Source organism: uncultured Brevundimonas sp. (assembly GCF_963974615.1).
Classification (GTDB): domain Bacteria; phylum Pseudomonadota; class Alphaproteobacteria; order Caulobacterales; family Caulobacteraceae; genus Brevundimonas.
Genome location: NZ_CAXBDH010000008.1, coordinates 76,656 through 97,024 on the forward strand (window position 1 = coordinate 76,656; position 20,369 = coordinate 97,024).

The 20,369-nt window shown below is 67.3% G+C and carries 22 protein-coding genes and 1 tRNA gene; 17 read left to right on the forward strand and 6 right to left on the reverse strand.

The features are described from left to right. Positions 1-98 precede the first annotated feature (98 nt). Positions 99-401 carry a 4a-hydroxytetrahydrobiopterin dehydratase gene (locus tag AAC050_RS06960; protein ID WP_339914348.1) on the forward strand — a complete coding sequence of 101 codons (303 nt, stop codon included), beginning with the start codon at positions 99-101 and terminating at the stop codon, positions 399-401. Between the two features lies 1 nt (position 402). After that, positions 403-1,197, forward strand: a complete 795-nt coding sequence (locus AAC050_RS06965; protein WP_339914349.1) for an SDR family oxidoreductase — start codon at positions 403-405, stop codon at positions 1,195-1,197. Between the two features lie 133 nt (positions 1,198-1,330). Here the strand turns inward: AAC050_RS06965 and AAC050_RS06970 are convergent, their stop codons facing one another. Next, complete coding sequence (locus tag AAC050_RS06970) at positions 1,331-2,614, reverse strand: hypothetical protein (RefSeq protein ID WP_339914350.1); 1,284 nt, start codon at positions 2,612-2,614, stop codon at positions 1,331-1,333. A gap of 139 nt (positions 2,615-2,753) precedes the next feature. On the opposite strand from AAC050_RS06970, the gene AAC050_RS06975 reads away from it, so the two are divergent. Then, positions 2,754-2,830 (forward strand) — tRNA-Arg (locus AAC050_RS06975). Between the two features lie 37 nt (positions 2,831-2,867). On the opposite strand, the gene AAC050_RS06980 is transcribed toward AAC050_RS06975, so the two are convergent. From AAC050_RS06980 to AAC050_RS06990, 3 genes are all read right to left on the reverse strand, one after another. Beyond that, positions 2,868-3,995 (reverse strand): serine hydrolase domain-containing protein, encoded by a 1,128-nt coding sequence (locus AAC050_RS06980; RefSeq protein WP_339914351.1) that lies wholly within the window; start codon positions 3,993-3,995, stop codon positions 2,868-2,870. Positions 3,996-4,080: 85 nt separating this feature from the next. Continuing rightward, complete coding sequence (locus tag AAC050_RS06985) at positions 4,081-4,449, reverse strand: hypothetical protein (protein ID WP_339914352.1); 369 nt, start codon at positions 4,447-4,449, stop codon at positions 4,081-4,083. A 22-nt stretch (positions 4,450-4,471) separates the two neighbouring features. Next, positions 4,472-5,305, reverse strand: coding sequence for a universal stress protein (locus AAC050_RS06990; protein WP_339914353.1), 834 nt, complete (start codon positions 5,303-5,305; stop codon positions 4,472-4,474). A gap of 116 nt (positions 5,306-5,421) precedes the next feature. On the opposite strand from AAC050_RS06990, the gene AAC050_RS06995 reads away from it, so the two are divergent. Continuing rightward, the gene (locus AAC050_RS06995; RefSeq protein ID WP_339914354.1) at positions 5,422-5,787 is read left to right on the forward strand and encodes a cytochrome c; all 366 of its coding nucleotides are present in this window, start codon (positions 5,422-5,424) and stop codon (positions 5,785-5,787) included. A gap of 47 nt (positions 5,788-5,834) precedes the next feature. Here the strand turns inward: AAC050_RS06995 and AAC050_RS07000 are convergent, their stop codons facing one another. Further along, on the reverse strand, positions 5,835-6,263 hold the full coding sequence (locus AAC050_RS07000; RefSeq protein WP_339914355.1) for a hypothetical protein: 429 nt from the start codon (positions 6,261-6,263) through the stop codon (positions 5,835-5,837). A gap of 110 nt (positions 6,264-6,373) precedes the next feature. Here AAC050_RS07000 and AAC050_RS07005 point away from each other — a divergent pair, with 110 nt between their 5' ends. The 6 genes from AAC050_RS07005 to AAC050_RS07030 all read left to right on the forward strand — a co-directional run bounded on the left by AAC050_RS07005 (position 6,374) and on the right by AAC050_RS07030 (position 11,809). After that, complete coding sequence (locus AAC050_RS07005) at positions 6,374-7,111, forward strand: cyclic nucleotide-binding domain-containing protein (RefSeq protein WP_339914356.1); 738 nt, start codon at positions 6,374-6,376, stop codon at positions 7,109-7,111. Positions 7,112-7,207: 96 nt separating this feature from the next. After that, positions 7,208-7,723, forward strand: coding sequence for a pyridoxamine 5'-phosphate oxidase family protein (locus AAC050_RS07010; RefSeq protein ID WP_339914357.1), 516 nt, complete (start codon positions 7,208-7,210; stop codon positions 7,721-7,723). A 155-nt stretch (positions 7,724-7,878) separates the two neighbouring features. Further along, complete coding sequence (locus AAC050_RS07015; RefSeq protein WP_339914358.1) at positions 7,879-8,742, forward strand: universal stress protein; 864 nt, start codon at positions 7,879-7,881, stop codon at positions 8,740-8,742. Continuing rightward, on the forward strand, positions 8,742-9,386 hold the full coding sequence (locus AAC050_RS07020; RefSeq protein WP_339914359.1) for a LysE family translocator: 645 nt from the start codon (positions 8,742-8,744) through the stop codon (positions 9,384-9,386). The genes AAC050_RS07015 and AAC050_RS07020 overlap by 1 nt, the downstream gene beginning before the upstream one ends. A 22-nt stretch (positions 9,387-9,408) precedes the next feature. Further along, positions 9,409-11,034 carry an MBL fold metallo-hydrolase gene (locus tag AAC050_RS07025; protein WP_339914360.1) on the forward strand — a complete coding sequence of 542 codons (1,626 nt, stop codon included), beginning with the start codon at positions 9,409-9,411 and terminating at the stop codon, positions 11,032-11,034. Further along, positions 11,027-11,809: an LOG family protein gene (locus AAC050_RS07030; protein ID WP_339914361.1), complete on the forward strand. Its 783-nt coding sequence runs from the start codon at positions 11,027-11,029 to the stop codon at positions 11,807-11,809. The genes AAC050_RS07025 and AAC050_RS07030 overlap by 8 nt, the downstream gene beginning before the upstream one ends. Before the next feature lie 21 nt (positions 11,810-11,830). On the opposite strand, the gene putA is transcribed toward AAC050_RS07030, so the two are convergent. Then, complete coding sequence (gene putA, locus AAC050_RS07035) at positions 11,831-14,986, reverse strand: bifunctional proline dehydrogenase/L-glutamate gamma-semialdehyde dehydrogenase PutA (RefSeq protein WP_339914362.1); 3,156 nt, start codon at positions 14,984-14,986, stop codon at positions 11,831-11,833. A gap of 245 nt (positions 14,987-15,231) precedes the next feature. Here putA and AAC050_RS07040 point away from each other — a divergent pair, with 245 nt between their 5' ends. The 7 genes from AAC050_RS07040 to AAC050_RS07070 all read left to right on the forward strand — a co-directional run bounded on the left by AAC050_RS07040 (position 15,232) and on the right by AAC050_RS07070 (position 20,335). Beyond that, a complete protein-coding gene (locus AAC050_RS07040; RefSeq protein ID WP_339914423.1) occupies positions 15,232-15,576 on the forward strand; it encodes an acyl-CoA thioesterase in 345 nt (114 codons plus the stop codon). Positions 15,577-15,646: 70 nt separating this feature from the next. Next, a complete protein-coding gene (gene def, locus AAC050_RS07045) occupies positions 15,647-16,225 on the forward strand; it encodes a peptide deformylase (RefSeq protein WP_339914363.1) in 579 nt (192 codons plus the stop codon). Further along, positions 16,225-16,452, forward strand: coding sequence for a hypothetical protein (locus tag AAC050_RS07050; RefSeq protein WP_339914364.1), 228 nt, complete (start codon positions 16,225-16,227; stop codon positions 16,450-16,452). The genes def and AAC050_RS07050 overlap by 1 nt, the downstream gene beginning before the upstream one ends. A 27-nt stretch (positions 16,453-16,479) precedes the next feature. Further along, the gene (fmt, locus tag AAC050_RS07055) at positions 16,480-17,400 is read left to right on the forward strand and encodes a methionyl-tRNA formyltransferase (RefSeq protein ID WP_339914365.1); all 921 of its coding nucleotides are present in this window, start codon (positions 16,480-16,482) and stop codon (positions 17,398-17,400) included. Then, on the forward strand, positions 17,400-18,161 hold the full coding sequence (gene truA / locus AAC050_RS07060) for a tRNA pseudouridine(38-40) synthase TruA (RefSeq protein ID WP_339914366.1): 762 nt from the start codon (positions 17,400-17,402) through the stop codon (positions 18,159-18,161). Before fmt ends, truA begins: the two co-directional genes overlap by 1 nt. 48 nt (positions 18,162-18,209) lie before the next feature. Then, positions 18,210-19,874 carry a thiamine pyrophosphate-binding protein gene (locus AAC050_RS07065; protein WP_339914367.1) on the forward strand — a complete coding sequence of 555 codons (1,665 nt, stop codon included), beginning with the start codon at positions 18,210-18,212 and terminating at the stop codon, positions 19,872-19,874. An 8-nt stretch (positions 19,875-19,882) separates the two neighbouring features. Then, complete coding sequence (locus AAC050_RS07070; RefSeq protein WP_339914368.1) at positions 19,883-20,335, forward strand: hypothetical protein; 453 nt, start codon at positions 19,883-19,885, stop codon at positions 20,333-20,335. Positions 20,336-20,369: the final 34 nt, after the last annotated feature.

Sequence of the window (20,369 nt, forward strand, 5' to 3'; positions counted from 1 at the left end):
CCGTGTGGTCGCGGCGCTTCCGGACCGGTCCGGGTCCGCAAACGCTTGTGGTGGCGGGGTGGGCGCGATACGGCAGGGGCTGAACAAGGAGACCTCCCATGGCGCTTCAAGCCCTTGACCTAACGGAAGTCCTGACCGGTCTGCCGGGCTGGACGGTCGCCGCGGGCGAGCGCCCGGCCATCGAAAGAGCCCTGAAATTCGCCGATTTCAACGCGGCCTTCGCCTTCATGACCAGCGTGGCCCTGCTGGCCGAGAAGATGGATCACCATCCGGAATGGTCCAATGTCTACAATCGGGTCGAGGTCCTGCTGACGACCCATGACGCCGGTGGCGTCACCGACAACGACATCCGCATGGCCCGGTTCATTGACGCGACCGCCGCCCGCCTGGGAGGGCGGTGAGATGAGCACGACAGGACGAGGGCGGGTCACCGGCAAGCGCGCGCTGATCACCGGGGCGGCCGGTGGACTGGGCGTGGCCATGGCCTGGATGCTGGCCCGCGAGGGGGCGAAGGTCGCCCTGACCGACGTCAATCTGTCCGGGGTCGAGGCCCTGGCCGACGCCATCAATGCCGAAATGCCGGACTCCGCCTTTGCCTTCGCCCACGACGTGACCAGTGAAGACGCCTGGGTCGCGGTCGTCGAGTCCGCCGTGGCCGCGATGGGCGGTCTGTCGGTGCTGGTCAACAACGCCGGCATCGGCGGCGAGCTGCACTATGCCGAGGCCGACACTCTTGAAAACTGGCGTCGGGTCCAGGCGGTCAATCTGGACAGCGTCATGCTGGGCTGCAAACACGCGATGCCGCATCTGCGGGCTGCCGCCCCGGCCTCGATCATCAATATCTCGTCGGTGGCGGGTCTGGCGGCGGCCCCGGGCATGGGAGCCTATAACGCCACCAAGGCGGCGGTGTGGATGTACACCAAGACGGTGGCCCTCGAGGGAGCGAAACAGGACTGGAACGTGCGCTGCAACTCGGTGCACCCGGTGTTCATCAAGACCCCGATCCTCGACCCCTTCATCGCCATGGCCGGCGGCGACGAGACCACCGCCCATCAGAAACTGGCCCGCGGTATCCCGATGAAACGGATCGGCGAGCCCGACGATGTGGCGTACTGCGTGCTCTATCTGGCGTCTGATGAGTCCAAATTCGTCACCGGGGCCGAGTTCAAGATCGACGGCGGCCTGCTGGCGCAGTGAGCCCTGACGGGCTCACCGCGCTTTTTGCGCTATCGCTCGCCGCGCGGCAGCTCGCTGCTTGAGCTCAGGTCGCGCGCGAAGCGCCAGGCCGCGTCGGATCGGGAGGTCCCGAAGGGCCGACGAACGCGGCCCGCTAGAGAAGATCCACCGGCAGGATCTGGCTGCTCAGCAACGTCTCCATGCCGTGCCAGTGATCCGGGCCCTGACGTTCGACCCAGGCCTGGACCGTGTCGCGGCCGAGGCCGTAGTTGATGATGTAGCTGCGGTAGGTCTCGATGAAGCGCAGGCGCTGGGCCGCCTTGTCCGGGGTTGTCAGCGTGTATTTCGCCAGCCGCGCGACGGTCTCTTCGCGGTTCACGCGGCCGGACAGGAAGTCATCGGCGATGGTGTATTCCGCCCGCGCCAGTCGCCGCGTCAGGGTCCCCAGTCGCGCTTTCCTGGCGAAGTCGGCCCCCGTGATTCCGGCCAGCGGGGCCAGAACCCCCGCCTCGAACCGTGTCCCCTCGTCGCCGGGAAAGGCCAGGTCGATGCCGTAGTTGGCACTGCCTTCGGCGACGAACGACATCGGCGAAAACAGCGGATAGACGCTCATCTCGACCCAGCCGCGCTGGCGTACGAAGGTCCGCTCCAGCAGGGCGTTGTAGACATGGTGGCCGGGATAACCCTCGTGGCAGCCCAGATCGATGGCCCGCTCCGTATGGATCGGGAAATCGGCATTGATCTCGATGCGGCTGGCGGCATCGCCCAGATAATAATTGTACCCCGACCATGGCTTGTCGCCGACGAAGCTCAGGCTGAACCGCTCATTGGCCGGCAGGGTGATGTGCCGGGCGGTGCGGGCCCGGCATTCGGCGATGGCGGCCCCGATCACCGGCTCCAGCCGGTCTTTCGGGATGACGAACGCCGCTTTGAACGCCGCCACCCGCTCGACCAGCGAACCTTCGCCCGGCAGCAGGACGTCGATCTCGGCCAGGACCGGATCATAATCCGACAGGGGCAGCAGGTCCGGCCGGACGCCGAACAGGGCCTCGGCCTCGTCGGCAAAGCTCATCGTCTCGCCCGACAGCATGCGTAACCGCGCCGCCGCCGCCGAGACGTGGGCCAGCAGATATTTGCGGCGCTGCACCGTCGCCGCATCGGCTCCGGTCGTCGGCACCGCGTTCAGCCGGGCTGTCAGGGTCGCGGCCCCCCGGGTCAGGGCCGGAAGCTCACGCGGATGGGCCTTGGCCGTCGCCTGCCATTCCGGCGGGCCGTAATAGGCGTCGACATAGCCCGGTTCGCGTTCACCGATCTCGAGGATCAGCGCGACATAGTCGGCGGCGATCCGGTCCAGACTGCCTGTGGCGGCAGGCGGGGGCAGGGACGGGGTGGCGCAGGCTCCCACCAGCAGGAGCAGGGACAGGATCAGACGACGCATCGGCGAACTCCGGAACGATAGCGGCACAGGAACCCGACGACGCTACGCCAGCCCCGGCATCGGCACCACACCCCTATGGGGGATTGAGGCCGCCCCCGTCCTGCGCTAAGCACCGCCCTCCGCCGTCGTGCGGCCGGATGCACCCGTAGCTCAGCTGGATAGAGTACTGCCCTCCGAAGGCAGGGGTCACAGGTTCGAATCCTGTCGGGTGCGCCATTTTTTCCGTCATTTCAGTCGTCGAACACGACGGGCCTCAGCGGGCCTGCATGTCGAGAAAGGCCACGAATTTCGCATTGGGGTGCAGCAGGGCGACGACGTCGCGGATGACCTTCATGCCGTTGGCACCATTGGTGAAGACCACGATGCCCGTGCGCGTCTCCGGCACATAGAACCCCAGGGTCCGCTCGCCCCAGTCGCCACCCCCGTGCTGGATGATGGTCTCGTCGGGATAGCGCGTCACGACCCAACCCAGACCGAACCCGAGAGCATCAGGGCAGACCTCGGGTGCCAGCCGTTCGGGACCACAGGCCTGACCCGTCTGGTCGTCGTCCACGGTCACGCGACGGACGGCCAGCTCTGGCGTCAGGCCCTGACGGTTCATGGCGCTGATCAGGAAGCGGGCATAGTCGGCGGCGGTCGAGCGCACATTGTCGGCGGCGGACCATTCGGTGCCGACGTCGGGTGCACGCCAGCTGCCGTCGGGGCCCTTTGAGCTGGCCGCTCGGTCGCTGAGGGCGCCGCCGCCTGTGAAGCGCGTATCGACCATTCCTGCCGGGGCGAACACCATCTCGTTGGCCAGGCTTTCCCAGTCCTGGCCGGTGCGGCGCTCGGCGAAGCGGGCGACATAGTCGTAGCCCTCGCCCGAATAGGAGGTGCGTGTTCCCGGGTCCGCCTGGAACACCAGGTGGTCTTCGGTCTCATAACGCCAGTTCGGAAAGCCGGACTGATGACGCAGCGCCATCGCCGCGGTCAGCTGGAGTCGTCGCGGGTCGCCGGCGATGTCGGGGTCGGTCCAGTAGGCGGCCATGGGTTCGTCGAGAGACAGACGCCCCGCAGCGGCCAGCCGAAGGACCGTTTCGGCGACGATCGGCTTGGTCATGGAGGCGATATTGTACAGGGTGTCCGGGGTCGCCGGCTGGCCCGGAGCCCGTTCACCGTAGGCCGCGCTCCACGCCAGTTGTCCGTCCACGATATAGGCGACCGACACGCTGGGCACGTCATAAAGACGAAGCCACCCGGGGGCCCGGGCGTCCAGTTCGCCTTTGAGCGATTGAGACGCTGCGATTTCCGGGGCGGTCCGGACCGGTTCCGCAACCGCCGCGCAGCCGGTCATCAGGACGGCGGCAAACATCAGGCTGAATGTCGAAGATAGACGTACCATTTTGGATCCCCTTTGTTGGGGGGATGAGGCCGGGCACGTGCCGTTTGGATGCAGTATTACGAAAACTTAATCGCGCGCATTGCCCCTAAACCGGCTGCAGGCGTTTGACGCTGTAGGTGTGTTCGACCCCGGTCGCCGTCAGCAGCGACACATATTCGCCGAGCACAAATTTTTCCTCGCCGAGGCGGAAGCCGGTGACATCGTCGGCGTCGCCCGGTTCCAGATCCAGAATCCAGCGATCACCGGTCGTGTGCCGCAACAGGCCGGTGGCCACGGTCGTGTCCTGCTCGAAGCGCCGGACCCGGCACCGGTCGGGTTCGGCGCGACAGGCAGCGAGGTCGAGCCGCCCGTCACCGTCCAGCGGTGCGACCAGATCATAGCCGTTGGCGGAGTCGCCGTGCGGGTGGTCCGCATCACGGGCCAGTTCGAGACGGATGTGCTGGAAAGTGGTCATGCGGGATTCCTCGGGCAGGGGATCAATGACTGAGAAGCAGGCATACGGGGCTGTCGGCGAGCAGGTCGCGGGTCACGCCGCCCAGCACCCATTCGCGGATCCGGGCGTGGCCGTAGCCGCCGGCGACGATCAGCCCGGCCTTGCGCGACGCGGTGAATTCCAGGATGGCGGCGGCGGTGGAGTCGTGATCGCGGGGACTCACCTCGCCCACGGCGTCGATGTCGTGACGTTTCAGCCAGGCGGCGACGTCGTCGACGCGTGTCTGGGCGTCCCCGGTCTCGTCACCGTCGCAGATCTCGACCACATGGACCTTTTCGGTCTGGCGCAGCATCGGCAGCGCCGCCGCCACGGCGCGTCGGGCCTCGCGGCTGTCGCTCCAGGCCACCACCGCCGGCCAGTCGACGGGGGTTCGCCCCGACCCGGGCGGCACGATCAGCACTGGCCGGCCCACGCCCATCAGGACATCGGCCGGATCCGGCGTGTAGAAGGGGGTCCTGTCGGTCCGGCGACCGAGAATGACCAGATCGGCCGCGCGCGATTCCGCGATCAGGATGTCGGCCGGAAACCCGACACGGCCGCGCCACTCACAATCCTCGAACTGCCCCCCGACGACCTCGTGAAAGCGGGTGAGCGCGCGCTGGACGTTGCTTTCGGCCAGATCCAGATACAGCGTCAGGGCCTCGCCGAGGACACCGCCACCCATATAGGGGTCGCCGACCGGAGGCGGCACCGGGGCGCTGCCGGACACCCCTATCAGGTGCGCGTCGAAGCGGGTGGCGAGGTCGCAGGCGAGGGTCACCCGGGTATCACTGTCCAGGCCCTCGTCGGCATAGACCATTACGGACCTGTAGCTCATCGCGGCGACTCCTTATGTCTGTCAGAAGAGCCCGGCGGCCGCAGGGTTGCATTGATCGGGATCAATGCTGCCGTGAAGACAGACTGTGACAGTCGTTCCGGAACGAGGATCAGATCATGTCTCTCTGGAAATTCAGCGCCCTGCTCATGCTCACCAGCTGTGCTGCGTCGCCGCCGTTGTCCGGAGCCGATTCGGCGCTCATGGTCGACGCCGGGTCCGCCGCGCGTGGTGGTGTGCTGGTTCGGACCCATTGTGCCGGTTGCCATGCGGTCGGTCTGACCGATGAGAGCCCGCTCGACATCGCCCCGCCGTTTCGTGAACTCAACCGCCGCTATCCGGTGCAAAATCTGCAGGAAGCCCTCGCCGAAGGGATGGTGACGGCCCACCCGCAAATGCCGGAATTCGTCTTCGAGCCCCGGCAGGTGGTTGATCTGATCACCTATCTGGAAAGCATCGGCGGCAGCGCCCGGGTCGTGCACTAGCGCCGACCAGCCCTGACGGACGTCGACAGTCAGGGTCCGTAAGGGCTCTAGAATACCCGGTGCAGGATCGAGACACCCGAGGCCAACACCAGGGCGGCGGCCTGGGGCGGAGCGTCCATCGGGCGCACCAGACTGAGGCTGTCACAATCCTGGATCTGCGCGATTTTCAGAACCTCCCCGATCATGGCGTCGGCGACGGCCTGCGGGTCGATCAGGTCGAAACTGATCAGTCGCTCCACCTGCAGGCTGGGCCGCCCCGCGAATTTCGGGGCGATCGAATAGAGTAAGAGACCCAGGGGCCGTCGACCTCCGTCCCGGGCGATCAGGATACCGCCCGTCGACTCCGGCGATGCGATCTGCCGGGTTGCCATGGCCCGCCAGTCGTCCAGTGTCAGATCGGCATAGCCCAGCCGGACGAGGACATAGACCTCGTCGATGTCCTCGGGGGACAGGGGCTGAACCGTGGCAGCAGACATCCGACCATTCAGGCTCATTCGGCCCCCGGTGCCTTGATCTCAATCAATGAGCCGCGATTGTTGTTTCATCCGTTCGGGCCTAGGGTCGAATCCGGCTTGGGAATGAGGATATGCTGGAGCTGAAAGCCCTGCCCGCGGACTGTTCGCGGCGTCGAGAGGACAATGCCTGTGATCGTTGCGGCACCCGCGTTCTCAGCGTTTGCGGCAGTATCGACGAGGCCGACCTGGGACGTCTCGACAGCCTGGCCGAACATATGACCTTCGCGGCCGGAGAGGTTCTGATCCGCGAGGAGGACCCCGCCAACCATGTCTTCAACATCACCTCGGGCTCGGTCCGCGTCTACAAGCTGCTGGCCGACGGCCGCCGACAGATTACGGGCTTCCTGTTCGCCGGCGACTTTCTCGGCCTGGCCACCGGGGACTCCTATGTCTTCTCCGCGGAGGCGATCGAGCCGGCGACGGCCTGCCGTTTTCGCAAGAGCGAGTACAGGTCCCTGATCCGGGACTGTCCGACTCTCGAGACCGCCCTGCTCGAGCGCGCCACGCATGAGCTGGTGGCCGCCCAGAACCAGATGCTGCTGCTCGGCCGCAAGACGGCGCTGGAGCGGATCGCGACCTTCCTGCTGGAGCTTCCATCGCATGACCCGGCGCGGTCGCGGCTGGAGGGGCAGGTCCATCTGCCCATGACCCGGTCCGAGATCGCCGACTATCTGGGGCTGACCATTGAAACCGTCAGCCGGATCCTGACCCGGCTCAAGACCCAGGGCGTGATTCATCTGGTCTCGCTGTCGGAATTGCGGATCGAACAGCCCGGGGTCCTGCGCGATCTGGCTGAAGGCACAGCCTGAGCGGACCACGCGGCCGCGTATCGCGCGGCCATCACCGAATGGAGTCGACCGTCGGTTCGCCCGATAAGACGGTCCGTCAGAAACAAGGAGGTCGGCATGAGCACGGACGTCACCCCCATCCACGGCGGCGCGGTCGCGGCCGTGGTGGCCTTGCTGGACTCCCAGCGGTTGCTCAGCCTGGCCGTCAATCGCCCCGATGGCTGGCCCCAGGTGACGACGGTCGGTTACGTCAATGACGGACTCAACCTGTATTTCACCATCGGTCGTGACAGCCAGAAGCTGGCCAATATCAAGGCTGACCCGCGCGTGTCGGTCGCCGTGCGCAGCGAGATGGATCACGGGGCCGCGGTCGGTCTTTCCATGGCCGGGCGCGCAACCGAAGTGCTCGATCCGGCCCTGATCGAGGGTATCAACCGGCTGGTCAGCACCCGCTATCCCGATGTGCGCGTCTATTGTCCCGACGATGATGCCGTGGCGGTCATTCATATGGCCCCCGAGATCATCTCTCCGGTCGCGGTGATGGATGGTCGTAGCCGGCCGCAGACCTTTTCGGTCGGTCCGGCCGCGACGGTCGCCGCCGATATACCCGGCGACGTATCCCGCCTGTTTTAGGACGCGTCGTCGCGGACGGGGCCGATCGGACCGCGGAAATTTCCCCGACAATCTGATCCGGGGAGCTGATCTGGATCAATGCCGTGCGCCCGGCCGGGCCCCAGTCTGTGCCGGTGGGTCACGGCCGACCCCGGACGGGCCGACGGAGGGTCAGCATGAGCTACAAACTCATCATGGCATTGGCGGGCGGGGGTCCGGGCGATGACCAGACCCTGGCCTTTGCCGCCGGCCTCGCCGCCCGGCATGGAGCCGTCGCCCGGGTTCTGCCGATCCATCATGATGCGACCATCGACCTCGTTGCGCTCGGCATGACGCTTGGCGCGCCCCTGTCGCCGGAAGCGATCGAGGCCCTGTCGGAATCCGAACGGGATTGTCAGCACCGTATCGAGACCGGGGCCCGATCCGCGGCCCGGACCGCGGATATCGTCTACGGTGACGGTGACGGCGCACCCCGGATCCTGGTGCATCCCCATGCGGTCCGCCCTTCGCTCGCCCTGGTCCGGACCATGGCGCTGGCTGACCTGGTGGTCATCGGTCAGACCTATCTTCAGGGCGCGGGATACGGCACCGAGGTGCTGGGGCAGATCCTGCTGCAGCAGAGGTCGCCGGTTCTGATCGCCCGCGGCGGACCGGAACGACTCGCCGGCCAGGCCGCGATCGCCTGGGACGGCAGTGCCGAGGCGGGACGGGCGGTACGCAGTGCCCTGCCGCTGATCGCCATGGCCTCCGGACTGATGCTGCTGCAATACCCCGAGGGGCTCGACGATCCGGCGACCGCGCCGGAAACGGCCTCGCTCAACGCCTATCTCCGCCTGCACGGGGTCGGAACCGGACGGCCGGTCGCCGTCGCCGGCCGCTCGGCAGGCGAAGCTCTGGTCGAGGGGGCTCAGGATGAGGGCGTCGACCTGCTCGTCGCCGGGGCCTGGGGGCATTCGCGGCTTCGGGAGGCGATCTTCGGCGGAGCCACCCGGGCTTTTCTCGAGGACACGGATGGTCCCTGTCTGTTGCTCGCCCACTGATGACCGGCACTGCCGGTATGTGGCTGGTCGATCCCTCGGTCCTGCCGGCCTTCCTTCTGGCCATGGTTCTGATCGAGCTGACCCCGGGTCCCAATATGGGCTATCTGGCGCTGGTCTCGACGGTGCGCGGGCGGCTGGCCGGGCTGTTGACCATCGTCGGGGTTACGGTCGGTCTCGGTCTCTATCTGATGTTGGCGCTCTATGGTCTGACGAAGACGCCGCTGGCGTCGGCCGGGGCGTTGACCGCGCTGAAATGGGCCGGTGTCGGCTACATGCTCTGGCTGGCGATCGAGGCCCTGCTGCCGGAGCGATCGGTGCAGTCGCGGCCACTGCGGCTTCCCTTTGCCGCCGGCCGGCTGATGCTGCGTGGGCTGGTCGCTAATCTTCTCAATCCCAAGGCCGCCCTGTTCTATATGGTGATGTTGCCCGGTTTCGTCCGTCCGGAGTTCGCCGCCCCCCGGACCCAGATGCTGGTGTTCGGCGGGATTCATATCGGCATCAGTATTATGGTTCATCTGGCGATCGTCGTCGGGGCCGCCGGGACCGCGTCACACCTTCCGGCGTCCGGCCGTCGGTTGCTGCGCTGGGGTCTGGCGACCGGACTGGCCGCTACGGCCCTGTGGGTGGGAGTCGCACCCCGCTGATCTTTCCAGAGCGAGACCAACCATGACCCTGTCCCTGTCCTTCCACGGTGCCGCCGGGTGTGTCACCGGCTTCTGCGCCCTGCTGCAGACTGACCACGGCCGTTTTCTGGTCGACTGCGGCATGTTTCAGGGTCCCAAGACCCTGCGGGCCTTGAACCATCAGGATTTCCCCTTTGATGCCCGGGACATCGACGGGGTTTTCCTGACCCATGCCCATATCGATCACTCCGGCATGCTGCCCAAATTGGTCCGGGCCGGTTTTCGCGGGCCGATCTACGCTACCCGGCCCACCCGGGACCTATGTGCGGTCATGCTGGCGGATTCGGCCGACATTCAGGAAGGGGACGTAGCCCATCTCAACCGCCGCAACGAGCGGCGCGGGCTTCCACGGGTCGAGCCGATCTATTCCTCAGCCGATGTCGAACCGACCCTGCGCCTGTTTGAAACCGTAAAGTTCAACGAGACCGTTGAGATCGTGCCGGGGGTTACGGCGCGCTACTGGGCAGCCGGTCACCTGCTGGGAGCCGCCTCGGTTGAGCTGACGATTGAGGATCAGGGCAAGCCGGTACGGCTGCTGTTCTCCGGCGACCTCGGCTCGGGCCACCAGCCCTTCCTGCCGGCTCCGGACGGTCCCGCCGGCGTCGACCATGTGGTGCTGGAATCGACCTATGGCGACCGGGATCGCGCCGACCTCGATCTTGAGGAACGACGCAAGGCACTGGCCGGGGAATTGCGTTCGGCCAAGGCAGCGGGCGGCCCACTGCTGATGCCGACCTTTGCGGTCGGCCGGGCCCAGGAGCTGATCCTCGACCTGTTGGCCGTGATGGAGGCCGAGCCCGATCTGGCAGGCGAAATCTTCCTCGACTCCCCGCTGGCCATCGAGGCGACCGATGTCTTCTTGCAGCGGGGCTGGAACATGGACGCGTCCGAAAACCCCTATCTGGTCCTGCGCCACGCCGACCGGCTGCACTATCTGATGCGACCCCAGGAAAGCGACCGGCTGGATCGGCTGCGCGACTGGCACATCATTCTTGCCGGCAGTGGCATGTGCGACGCCGGACGGATCCGCAAACACCTGAAACGATTGCTGTGGCGGCGCGAGACCACGGTCCTGATCACCGGTTTCCAGGCTGCCGGCACCCTCGGCCGGATCCTGCAGGCTTCACCGTCCCAGGTCCGGATCCAGGGTGATGACATCCGCGTCCATGCCCGTATCCGCACCCTCGACCTCTTTTCCGGCCATGCCGACGCTCCGGCGCTGGTTGACTGGTTCAAGGCGCGCGGCCCGGTATCCGGCAAGGTCTTCCTCGCCCACGGCGAGCCCGGTTCACTGCAGGGCCTGTCGACGCGTCTGATCACCGCCGGCGTCGACGCAGCGGCGGTGATTATCCCCGAACTGGATCAGACCTTCACCCTGACTCCGGCGGACGTGACTCTGGTCTCCGGTCGTGCCGTCCGCATGCTGCCCGGCGCGGCGACCCGGCCGGATTGGCACAGTGCCCGGGCCGATCTGCTCAGCTCGATGAATGAGGCGTTGCAGGGTCTCGAGTCCGACGCCGCGCGCATGGCCGCGATCGCGGCGATGAAAACGGCCCTGCTGCAGTCCCCGCCCGACAGCAGGCCAATGGAGGGCGCTGCCCATGGATGATCCCGACTCCAATGCGGCCCAGCTGGCGTCGCCATCCTACCGCCTGCCCGCGCTGGATCAGGATTTCTTGCTCGGGGATTCGATGCGCGGGGTGCGTTTCCAGCTGGAGTTCGCCAAGGCCGAAGAGGTGCTCCGGGCGTGGGGCATACGCACCACCCTGGTGGTGTTCGGCAGCGCTCGCGTGCGCGAGGACGGCCCCGGCCGCCATGCCGACTGGTATGCCGAGGCCCGTCGGTTCGGCAAGCTGGCGTCGCTGCGCGGCGGGGCCATGCGGGATGTCGGCCAGGTGCGCGACAACGTCATCGCCACCGGCGGTGGTCCCGGCATTATGGAGGCGGCCAATCGCGGGGCTGCCGACGTAGGAGCCCCCTCGATCGGGTTCAACATCACCCTGCCGCACGAGCAGGAACCCAATGGCTGGTCGACGCCCGGCCTGACCTTCCGTTTTCACTATTTCGCCATGCGCAAGATGCATCTGGCGATGCGGGCCAACGGTCTGGTGGTTTTTCCCGGCGGCTTCGGCACCTTCGATGAACTGTTCGAGCTTCTGACCCTGAGACAGACCGACAAGGCACCGCCGATCCCGGTGGTGCTGGTCGATGAGACCTACTGGCGCACAGTCATCGATTTCGACGCCATGGTCTCCCACGGGCTGGTATCACCGTCAGACCTGAGCCTGTTCCGCTTCGCCGATACGGCTGAATCGGCCTGGCAGAGCCTGATCGACTGCTGTCTCAAGCCGCATCCGCCGTCCGACTATGTCCCGGTGCCCTGAGGCACCGGGAACGATGCCAGTCTAGAGGTTGAGCAGGGCCGGATCACCGCCCTGGGCGGCGATATTGACGCTGATCGCCTGTTCCGAGGCATAGCGGATCAGACTGTTGGGGCCGCCGGCTTTGGGTCCGGTGCCTGACAGGCCTTCGCCGCCGAACGGTTGGACCCCGACCACGGCCCCGGTGATGCTGCGGTTCACATAGACATTGCCCGCCGGCACCAGCCGGATCACATCCTCGGCGAAGGCCTCGATACGGCTGTGCACGCCCAGCGTCAGGCCGAAGCCGCGCCCGGCCAGCTTGCCCGCCACCGTCATCAGATCCTCGGGGTCGTAGCGATAGATGTGCAGGATCGGACCGAACACTTCGGCTTCGAGGAAGTCGGGCGTCGGAATCTCGGCGATGGTCGGGGCGAAATATTCGCCGGTGCCATGGCCGCAGTTGGCGCTCTCGGCGAACTCGGCCCGGGCCAGAACCTTGGCTTCCTTCTCCAGCCGCGCCAGATGGGCCTCGAGGACCTCGCGCGACTCAGCGTCGATGACCGGACCGATGTCGGTGGCCGGATCGGCCGGATCGCCGACCACCAGGGTCGCCAGCGCGCCCTTCAGCCCCTCGATCAGTCCCTTGGCCGAGTCCTTGGGCACATACAGGATGCGCAGGGCCGAACAGCGCTGGCCGGCGCTGCCGAAGGCCGAGTTAATGACATCGTCCAGCACCTGTTCGCGCAAGGCCGTGGTGTCGACGAACATGGCGTTCAGCCCGCCGGTTTCGGCGATGAAGGGGATGATGGCACCCGGGCGGTTGGCCAGGGCGATGTTGATGGCCCGGGCGGTGCCGGTGCCGCCGGTGAAGGCGATCCCGTCGATGCCCGGATGGTTGACCAGCGCCGCGCCGACGGTCTCGCCGCGACCGGGGACCAGGGCGATCAACTCGGGCTGCAGTCCGGCCTTGAGGAACAGGCGTACGGCCTCGGCCGCCACCAGCGGGGTCTGTTCCGCCGGCTTGGCCAGCACCGCATTGCCGGCCGCCAGGGCGGCGGCGATCTGGCCGGTGAAGATGGCCAGCGGGAAATTCCACGGGCTGATACAGGCGAAGACGCCGCGACCGTGCAGCATCAGCTGGTTGGTCTCGCCGACCGGCCCGGTCAGGATCTCGGGCCCGGGGAACTGGGTCTCGGCCAGCATGGCGTAGTAGCGGCAGAAGTCGGCGGCCTCGCGCACCTCGGCTACGCCGTCGTTCAGCGTCTTGCCGGCCTCGCGCGCCAGCAGGGCCACGAACCGGTCCATGTCGGCCTCGAGGGCGTCGGCCATGTTGCGCAGCACGATGGCCCGCGCCGCCCCGCCGGCCCGGTCCCAGACGATATGGGCGCGCGCGCCCAGTTCGATGGCCTGGTGAATCTCGGTGTCGGTGGCCTCGGACACATAGCCGAGCACGCTGTTGCAGTCCGACGGGCTGATCACGTCGGTCGGATTCTCGCCGGCGCGCAACACGCCGCTGATGATCGGGCCGGAGTTGAGCTTTTCGCGGTCGATCATTTCCAGGGCGCTGGCGTGACGTTCGCGTTCCTCGACCTGGGAATAGTCGCGGCCGAGGGAGTTCAGACGATTTCCGTACATGTGTTGGGGGACCGGAATTTTGGGGTGAGGGCCGGGCTGGGCTTCCAGCACGGTGACGGGATCGAAGGCGACGGTGGTGGCGGGTACCCGCTCGTCGAGCAGGGCGTGAACGAACGAGGAATTGGCCCCGTTCTCGAGCAGGCGGCGGACCAGATAGGGCAGCAGTTCCTCATGCCCGCCGACGGGGGCATAGGCGCGGATCGACAGGTCTTCGCCCTTCCAGGCGGCCTCGGCCGCATCGTACAGGGGCTCGCCCATGCCGTGCAGCCGCTGGAACTCGATCTTGACGTCGGCGTCCTTCGCCATCCGGTGTATGGCCGCCAGAGACACGGCGTTGTGGGTGGCGAACTGGCCGTACAGATGCGGCGCGGCGTCGATGATGGCGCGGGCGCAGACCAGATAGTTGACGTCGGTGGCGACCTTGGTGGTGAACACCGGATAATCGGGGCGGCCGGCGATCTGGGCCCGTTTGATCTCGGTGTCCCAATAGGCCCCCTTGACCAGCCGCACCATGATCCGACGGCCCGAGCGTTCAGCCAGGGCGGTGACCCGGGCGATGACCTCGGGCGCGCGCTTCTGATAGGCCTGAACCGCCAGGCCCAGACCTTTCCATTCGCCCAGATCGGGGTCGTGGGCCAGACGGTCCAGCAGTTTCAGCGACAGGGCCAGCCGGTCGGCTTCTTCGGCGTCCATGCAGAAATTGATGTCGTATTTCGCCGCGATCAGGGCCAGCCGCTTCACCCGCGGATACAGCTCGTCCCACACCCGTGGTTCCTGGGTCGCCTCATAGCGCGGGCACAGGGCCGACAGCTTGACCGACACGCCGTGGCCGGTCTGCGGGCCGCGCATCCCTTCGGTGTCGCGCCGCACCTGGCCGACAGCCTCGATGGCCCCGGCATAGATTTTTTCGTAGCGAACCGCGTCCTCGGCACTGCGGGCCCCTTCGCCCAGCATGTCGAAACTGCACAGCCAGCCCTCGCGCGCCGACCGCTTCAGCGCCCCCTTGATGGTGCGGCCGACGACGAATTGCTCGCCCATCATCCGCACAGCCGCGGCCACGGCCTGTCGGATCACCGGCTCGCCGATCCGCCCCGCCACCCGGCGCAGGAAGCTCGGCAGGTCGCGTTTGGCGTCCTCGTCGACCTCGACCAGCTTGCCGGTCAGCATCAGCCCCCAGGTGGAGGCGTTGACGAACAGACTTTCGGACTGGCCCAGATGTTTGGCCCAGTCGGCCGAGCGAATCTTCTCCGAGATCAACCGGTCGCGCGTCTCCTCGTCGGGAATGCGCAGCAGGGCCTCGGCCATACACATCAGGGCCAGACCCTCGCGGGTGCCCAGCGAGAACTCTTGCAGGAAGCTCTCGACCACGCCCTGGCGCTGGTTGTCCTTGCGGGCCCGCTCGACCAGTTCGACCGCCTCGACCGCCACGGCCTCACGCTGGGCCGGGGTCAGCGGCACCTGCGCCAGCAGCTCGGCCACCACCTCGCGCTCGTCGCGAAACTTGCCGCGATCGATCTCGTCCCAGTGGGCGAGGCTCGAGGGCGAAAACTCGGCAGCCGTCATGCAAATAAAATCCAGAGGTTAGCGGCAAGGATGGCGAACTTCGCCGGTTGATGGAGGGCCTGGTGAGCCGGTATGGCGAAATTCGTTCGGGCCGGGGTACCATCTTCCAGCGGGTGTGAGAAAGACCCTACCGGTTCGCTGTGAGCCGGTTCCCGCCCTCCGTCAGACAGGATCGTGATTTCGTGACCGACCTCGCCGCCACTCCCCCCTGTCCCGAAGGCCCGCCCGTCGGGCGCGTCATCGCCATGCCCGCCGACACCAATCCCGAGGGCGACATCTTCGGGGGCTGGCTGCTGGCCCATATGGATCTGTGCGGGGCGACCCCGGCCTTCGAGCGCGCCCAGGGTCGCTGCGCTACCATCGCCGTCGACGGCATGGTCTTCCTCCAGCCGGTCTCGGTCGGGGACGAGGTCAGCATCCACGCCCGGGTCATCCACACCGGCCGCACCTCGATCCGGGTCCGGGTCGAGGCGTGGAAGCGGGCCCGGGGCCAGCATCTGGCCGAGTCGGTCCGCGTCACCGAGGGCGTCTTCACCTATGTGGCCATCGACGATGACCGCAAGCCGCGGGTGTTGCCGGCGGGTGTCTGAAGCCCCGGTAACGTGGGCCGTTCCACTGTGAAATCTTGACCTTTGGCCCCGCGCCACCTACCTCCAGCTCATGGCCATCCGTCGCATCCTGACCGTCGACAATGCCGCCGATACGGCGGTGCTGAAGCAGATTTCCGCCCCTGTGGCCGAAGTCGATGACGACGTGCGCGCCCTGATGGATGACATGCTCGAGACCATGTACGCCGCCCCCGGCATCGGCCTGGCGGCCGTACAGGTCGGCGAGGTCAGGCGCGTCATCGTTATGGATCTGGGCGACCGGGTCCTTGAGGGTGAGGACGTCGCCCCCGAGCCGGTCGAGGGCGAGGACGAGGATACGTCACGCCGCAACCCGCGCTATTTCGTCAATCCCGAGATCCTCTGGGCCTCCGACGAGATCTACGCCTACGAAGAGGGCTGCCTGTCGGTGCCCGAATATTTCGATCAGGTCGAACGCCCCGGCAAGGTGCGCCTCCGCTACCTCGACTACAACGGCAAGGCCGTCGAGGAAGAAGCCGAGGGCCTCTACGCCGTCTGCATCCAGCATGAGATGGACCATCTCGAAGGGGTGTTGTTCATCGATCATCTGTCGCGCCTGAAACGCGAGCGGGCGGTGGCCAAGGTCAAGAAACTGGCAAGGATGGCCGCCTGATGGTTCGTCGCAAGGTCGGCAAGTCCCGCATCATTGACTCGTCGGGACGGCGTCGCCTGACCCGGTCGGAAAAGGTCGGAATCGGCAGTCTGGTGGGCCTGTTCGCGGTTATGGCTGTCGGCGTCGGGGCCGGCCTGCTGCTGGATCGCCTGCTCAATTTCGACGCCGCCCTCGACGCCGGGGGCGAATGGGACGAGGGCGGCGGCGTCAAGACCCGCTGGCAGTAGGCCGTCCGGACGTCTAAAGGCGGGGGCATGCGCCTCGCCTTCATGGGTACCCCCGAATTCGCCGTGCCGTCCCTGGCCGAGATCATCGCCTCGGGCCATGAGGTCGTGGGCGTCTGGTCCCAGCCGCCCCGTCCCCGGGGCCGCGGCCAGAAATTGACCCCGTCACCGGTCCAGGCTTTCGCCGAGCTCATGGGCCTGCCGGTGTTCACCCCGGAGTCGATGAAGTCGCCCGAGGCCGTGGCCGCCTTTCAGGCACTCGACCTCGATGCCGCCTGTGTCGTCGCCTATGGCCAGATCCTGACCCCGACGGTGCTCGAGGCTCCGCGACTCGGCTGTTTCAACCTGCACGGCTCCCTGCTGCCACGCTGGCGCGGGGCCGCCCCGGTCCAGCGCGCCATTATGGCCGGTGACACCGAGACCGGTGTCCAGATCATGCGTATGTCCGAAGGCCTCGACGAGGGCGACATCCTGCTGTCGGAAACCCTGGCCATTCGCGCCGACGATACCGCCGCCACCCTGTCCGAACGGATGGCGATGACCGGGGCCGGCCTGTGGCCGCGCGCCCTGGGGGCCATCGAACGCGGCGGGATCACCACACCCCAGACCGGTCAGCCGACCTATGCGAAGAAGGTCACCCCGGCCGAGGCCCGGATCGACTGGACCCGCCAGGCGGATGCGGTCGACGCCCATATCCGCGGCCTGTCGCCCTTTCCCGGGGCCTGGTTCGAGGCTCCGGGCCCGGACGGCCCGGTCCGGATCAAGGTGCTGATGTCGGGGCTGGCCCCGGGCTCCGGCACGCCGGGCCTGACCCTCGATTCCGCGCTGACGGTGGCCTGCGGCGCGGGGGTGATCCGGCTGCTGCGGGTCCAGCGCGAGGGCCGGGCGGCCCAGACCGCCGACGAATTCCTGCGCGGCTTTCCCGTTGCCGCCGGCACCGTGCTGGGCTGATGCCCCGCTATCGTCTGACCATCGAATACGACGGCGGAAGCTATAACGGCTTTCAGGCCCAACCGGGCCAGCCCACGGTCCAGGGCGTGATCGAGACCGCGATCGCCGCCTTCACCGGTCAAAGCGTACGTATCGCCGCCGCCGGCCGCACCGATTCCGGCGTCCACGCCACCGGACAGGTCATTCATGTCGATCTGGAGCGCGACTGGCCTCCGGCCACGGTGATGAATGCCCTGAATGCCCATCTGGTGCGCGAGGGGGTCGTGGTGCTCGATGCTGTGATCGTCCCTGACGACTGGCACGCCCGGTTTTCGGCCACCGGCCGTCGCTATCTGTTCCGCATCCTCAACCGGGCTGCGCCACCCGCGCTGGAGCGGGGCAAGGTCTGGCACATGCGCAAGCCGCTGGACGCTGTGGCCATGCACGAGGCGGCGCAGGCGCTGGTGGGGCATCATAACTTCACCACCTTCCGCGACCTCGCCTGCCAGTCGAAATCGCCGCTCAAGACGCTGGATGTGGCCCGGGTCACCCGGGTCGGGGACGAGGTCCATCTGGTGTTCGAGGCCCGCAGCTTCCTGCATCGCCAGGTGCGGTCGATGACCGGCACCCTGGTCGAGGTGGGTCTGGGCCGGTGGAGCGCGACGGACGTGGCGGCGGCGCTGGCGGCCGTGGATCGCACCGCCTGTGGTCCGGTGGCTCCGTCGGATGGCCTGTATCTGACCGGTGTTCGCTATGACCCTGTTGCGGCCAGCGAATCCTGAGCCTGTCCGCATGGTCAAGCGCGGGGTCGATCTGCTAGCAGGTGCCTCATGACCCAGCAGCCCGCCGACACCGCCGCCCGCCGTATCGTCGAAACCCTTGTGATGAACGGCATTGACCGGGTCTTCTGTGTGCCGGGCGAAAGCTATCTGGCCGTACTGGACGCCCTCGCCGATGTGCGCGACCGGATTCAGGTCATCGCCTGCCGCCATGAGGCCGGAGCCGCCAACATGGCCGAGGCTTATGGGAAACTGACCGGCAAGCCGGGCGTCTGCATGGTCACCCGCGGACCGGGGGCCACCCACGCCTCGATCGGCGTCCATACCGCCCATCAGGACTCAACGCCGATGATCCTGTTCGTCGGCCAGATCGCCCTGACCGACCGCGGCCGCGGGGCCTTCCAGGAGGTCGATTATCGCGAGGTGTTCGGTGGCCTGGCCAAATGGGCCACCGAGATTGAAAGCCCGCAGCGCACGGTCGAGATCGTCGAACGTGCCTTCGCCACCGCCCTGCAGGGCCGGATGGGGCCGGTGGTCATCGCCCTGCCCGAGGACATCCTGCACGACGACGGCGGCCCGGCCCCGATCCGGCCGGTGGTCCCGGCCCGCGCCGGGCTCGATCCCGCCTTTACCGAACAGGTCCGCGCTCGTCTGGCCAGGGCGGAACGACCACTGCTGGTGCTGGGCGGATCCGGCTGGAGCGCCGCCGCCACCGACGCCATCGGCGACTGGGCCGAGCGACTGGGTCTGCCCGTCGCCCTGTCGTTCCGGCGCAAGGACCTGATCTCCAATGACCGCCCCAACTATGCCGGTGATCTCGGCCTCGGCTGCAACCCGGCCCTGACGGCCCGGGCCAAATCCGCCGACCTGATCCTCGCCATCGGTGCCCGACTGGGCGAAAATCCGACCCAGGGCTATACGCTGTTTACGCGCGAACAGACCGCCGAACGGCTGATCCACATCCATCCCGGGGCCGAGGAACTGGGCCGTGTCTGGACCCCGTCGCTCAGCGCCACGGCCGACAATTCCCTCGCCGCCCTGGCCCTGTCGCAGATCGAGCCGGGCCGGACCTGGCATGACGAGGCCGCCGCCGCCCACGCCGACTATCAGACCTTCTCGACCCCCGTCGCGGTCACCGGCGCGGTCAATATGAGCGAATGCATGGCCCATCTCGGCGAGATCCTGCCGCCGACGGCCATCGTCACCAACGGGGCCGGCAATTTCGCCGCCTGGCTGCACCGCTTCTATCGCCACCGTGCCTGCCGCACCCAGCTGGCCCCGACCTCCGGGGCCATGGGCTACGGCTTCCCCGCCGCCGTCGCGGCCAAGAGCACCCATCCCGACCGCGACGTGATCTGCATCGCCGGCGACGGCGACTACATGATGACGGGGCAGGAGCTGGCCACAGCGGTCCAGTACGGCATCAATGTCGTCACCGTCATCGTCGACAACGGCGTCTACGGCACCATCCGCATGCACCAGGAAGTCCATTACCCGGGGGCCGACCGGGTCATCGCCACGGACCTGGTCAATCCCGATTTCGTCAAATACGCTGAGGCCTTCGGGGCTTTCGGCATCCGCTGCGACACGACCGAGGCCTTCCCGGCGGCCCTGGCGGCGGCGCGGAACGCGGGACGTCCGGCGATCGTTCATCTGGTGACCTCGGCCGAGGACATCGCGCCCAATCGCACGATCACCGGTATGAGGCGCGCATAGGAGCCGCCATGCCGCGTTCGTCCGCTGTCCTGATCCCCCTCCTGCTGGCCGGTTGCGCCGCCACCGCCCCACTGCCGGACCCGGCCGGGCCAGTCATGGCCAATGGCAACGACTGCGCCGTCATCGCCGCCGTGGCCCGCGAACACTACAAATTCGACACCGCCGACAATCTGCCGCCGCCGCTGTGGCTGGACGATGAGGGCAGCGGCTGGGCTCCGCGCTGCGACTGGAGCCACTACGGCCTGCGCTTCCCGGCCATTCATGATCCCGCCCGCACGCCGGCCTCGAGCCAGCCGCTGCGCTGGGTCCAGTTCAGACAGCCCCGTTATGACGGTCAGGGCGCGCTGATCGACAGTGCCATCATGCATGGCCCGCTCGCCGGCAACGGCATCCAGTGCCGCGTTCGCTCCGGCTTCGCCGGCTGGACCGTCAGCGACTGCCGCGTCACCTGGGTCAACTAGTCCTGTTGGCGGGGTTGCGCCGACCCGTGTCAGA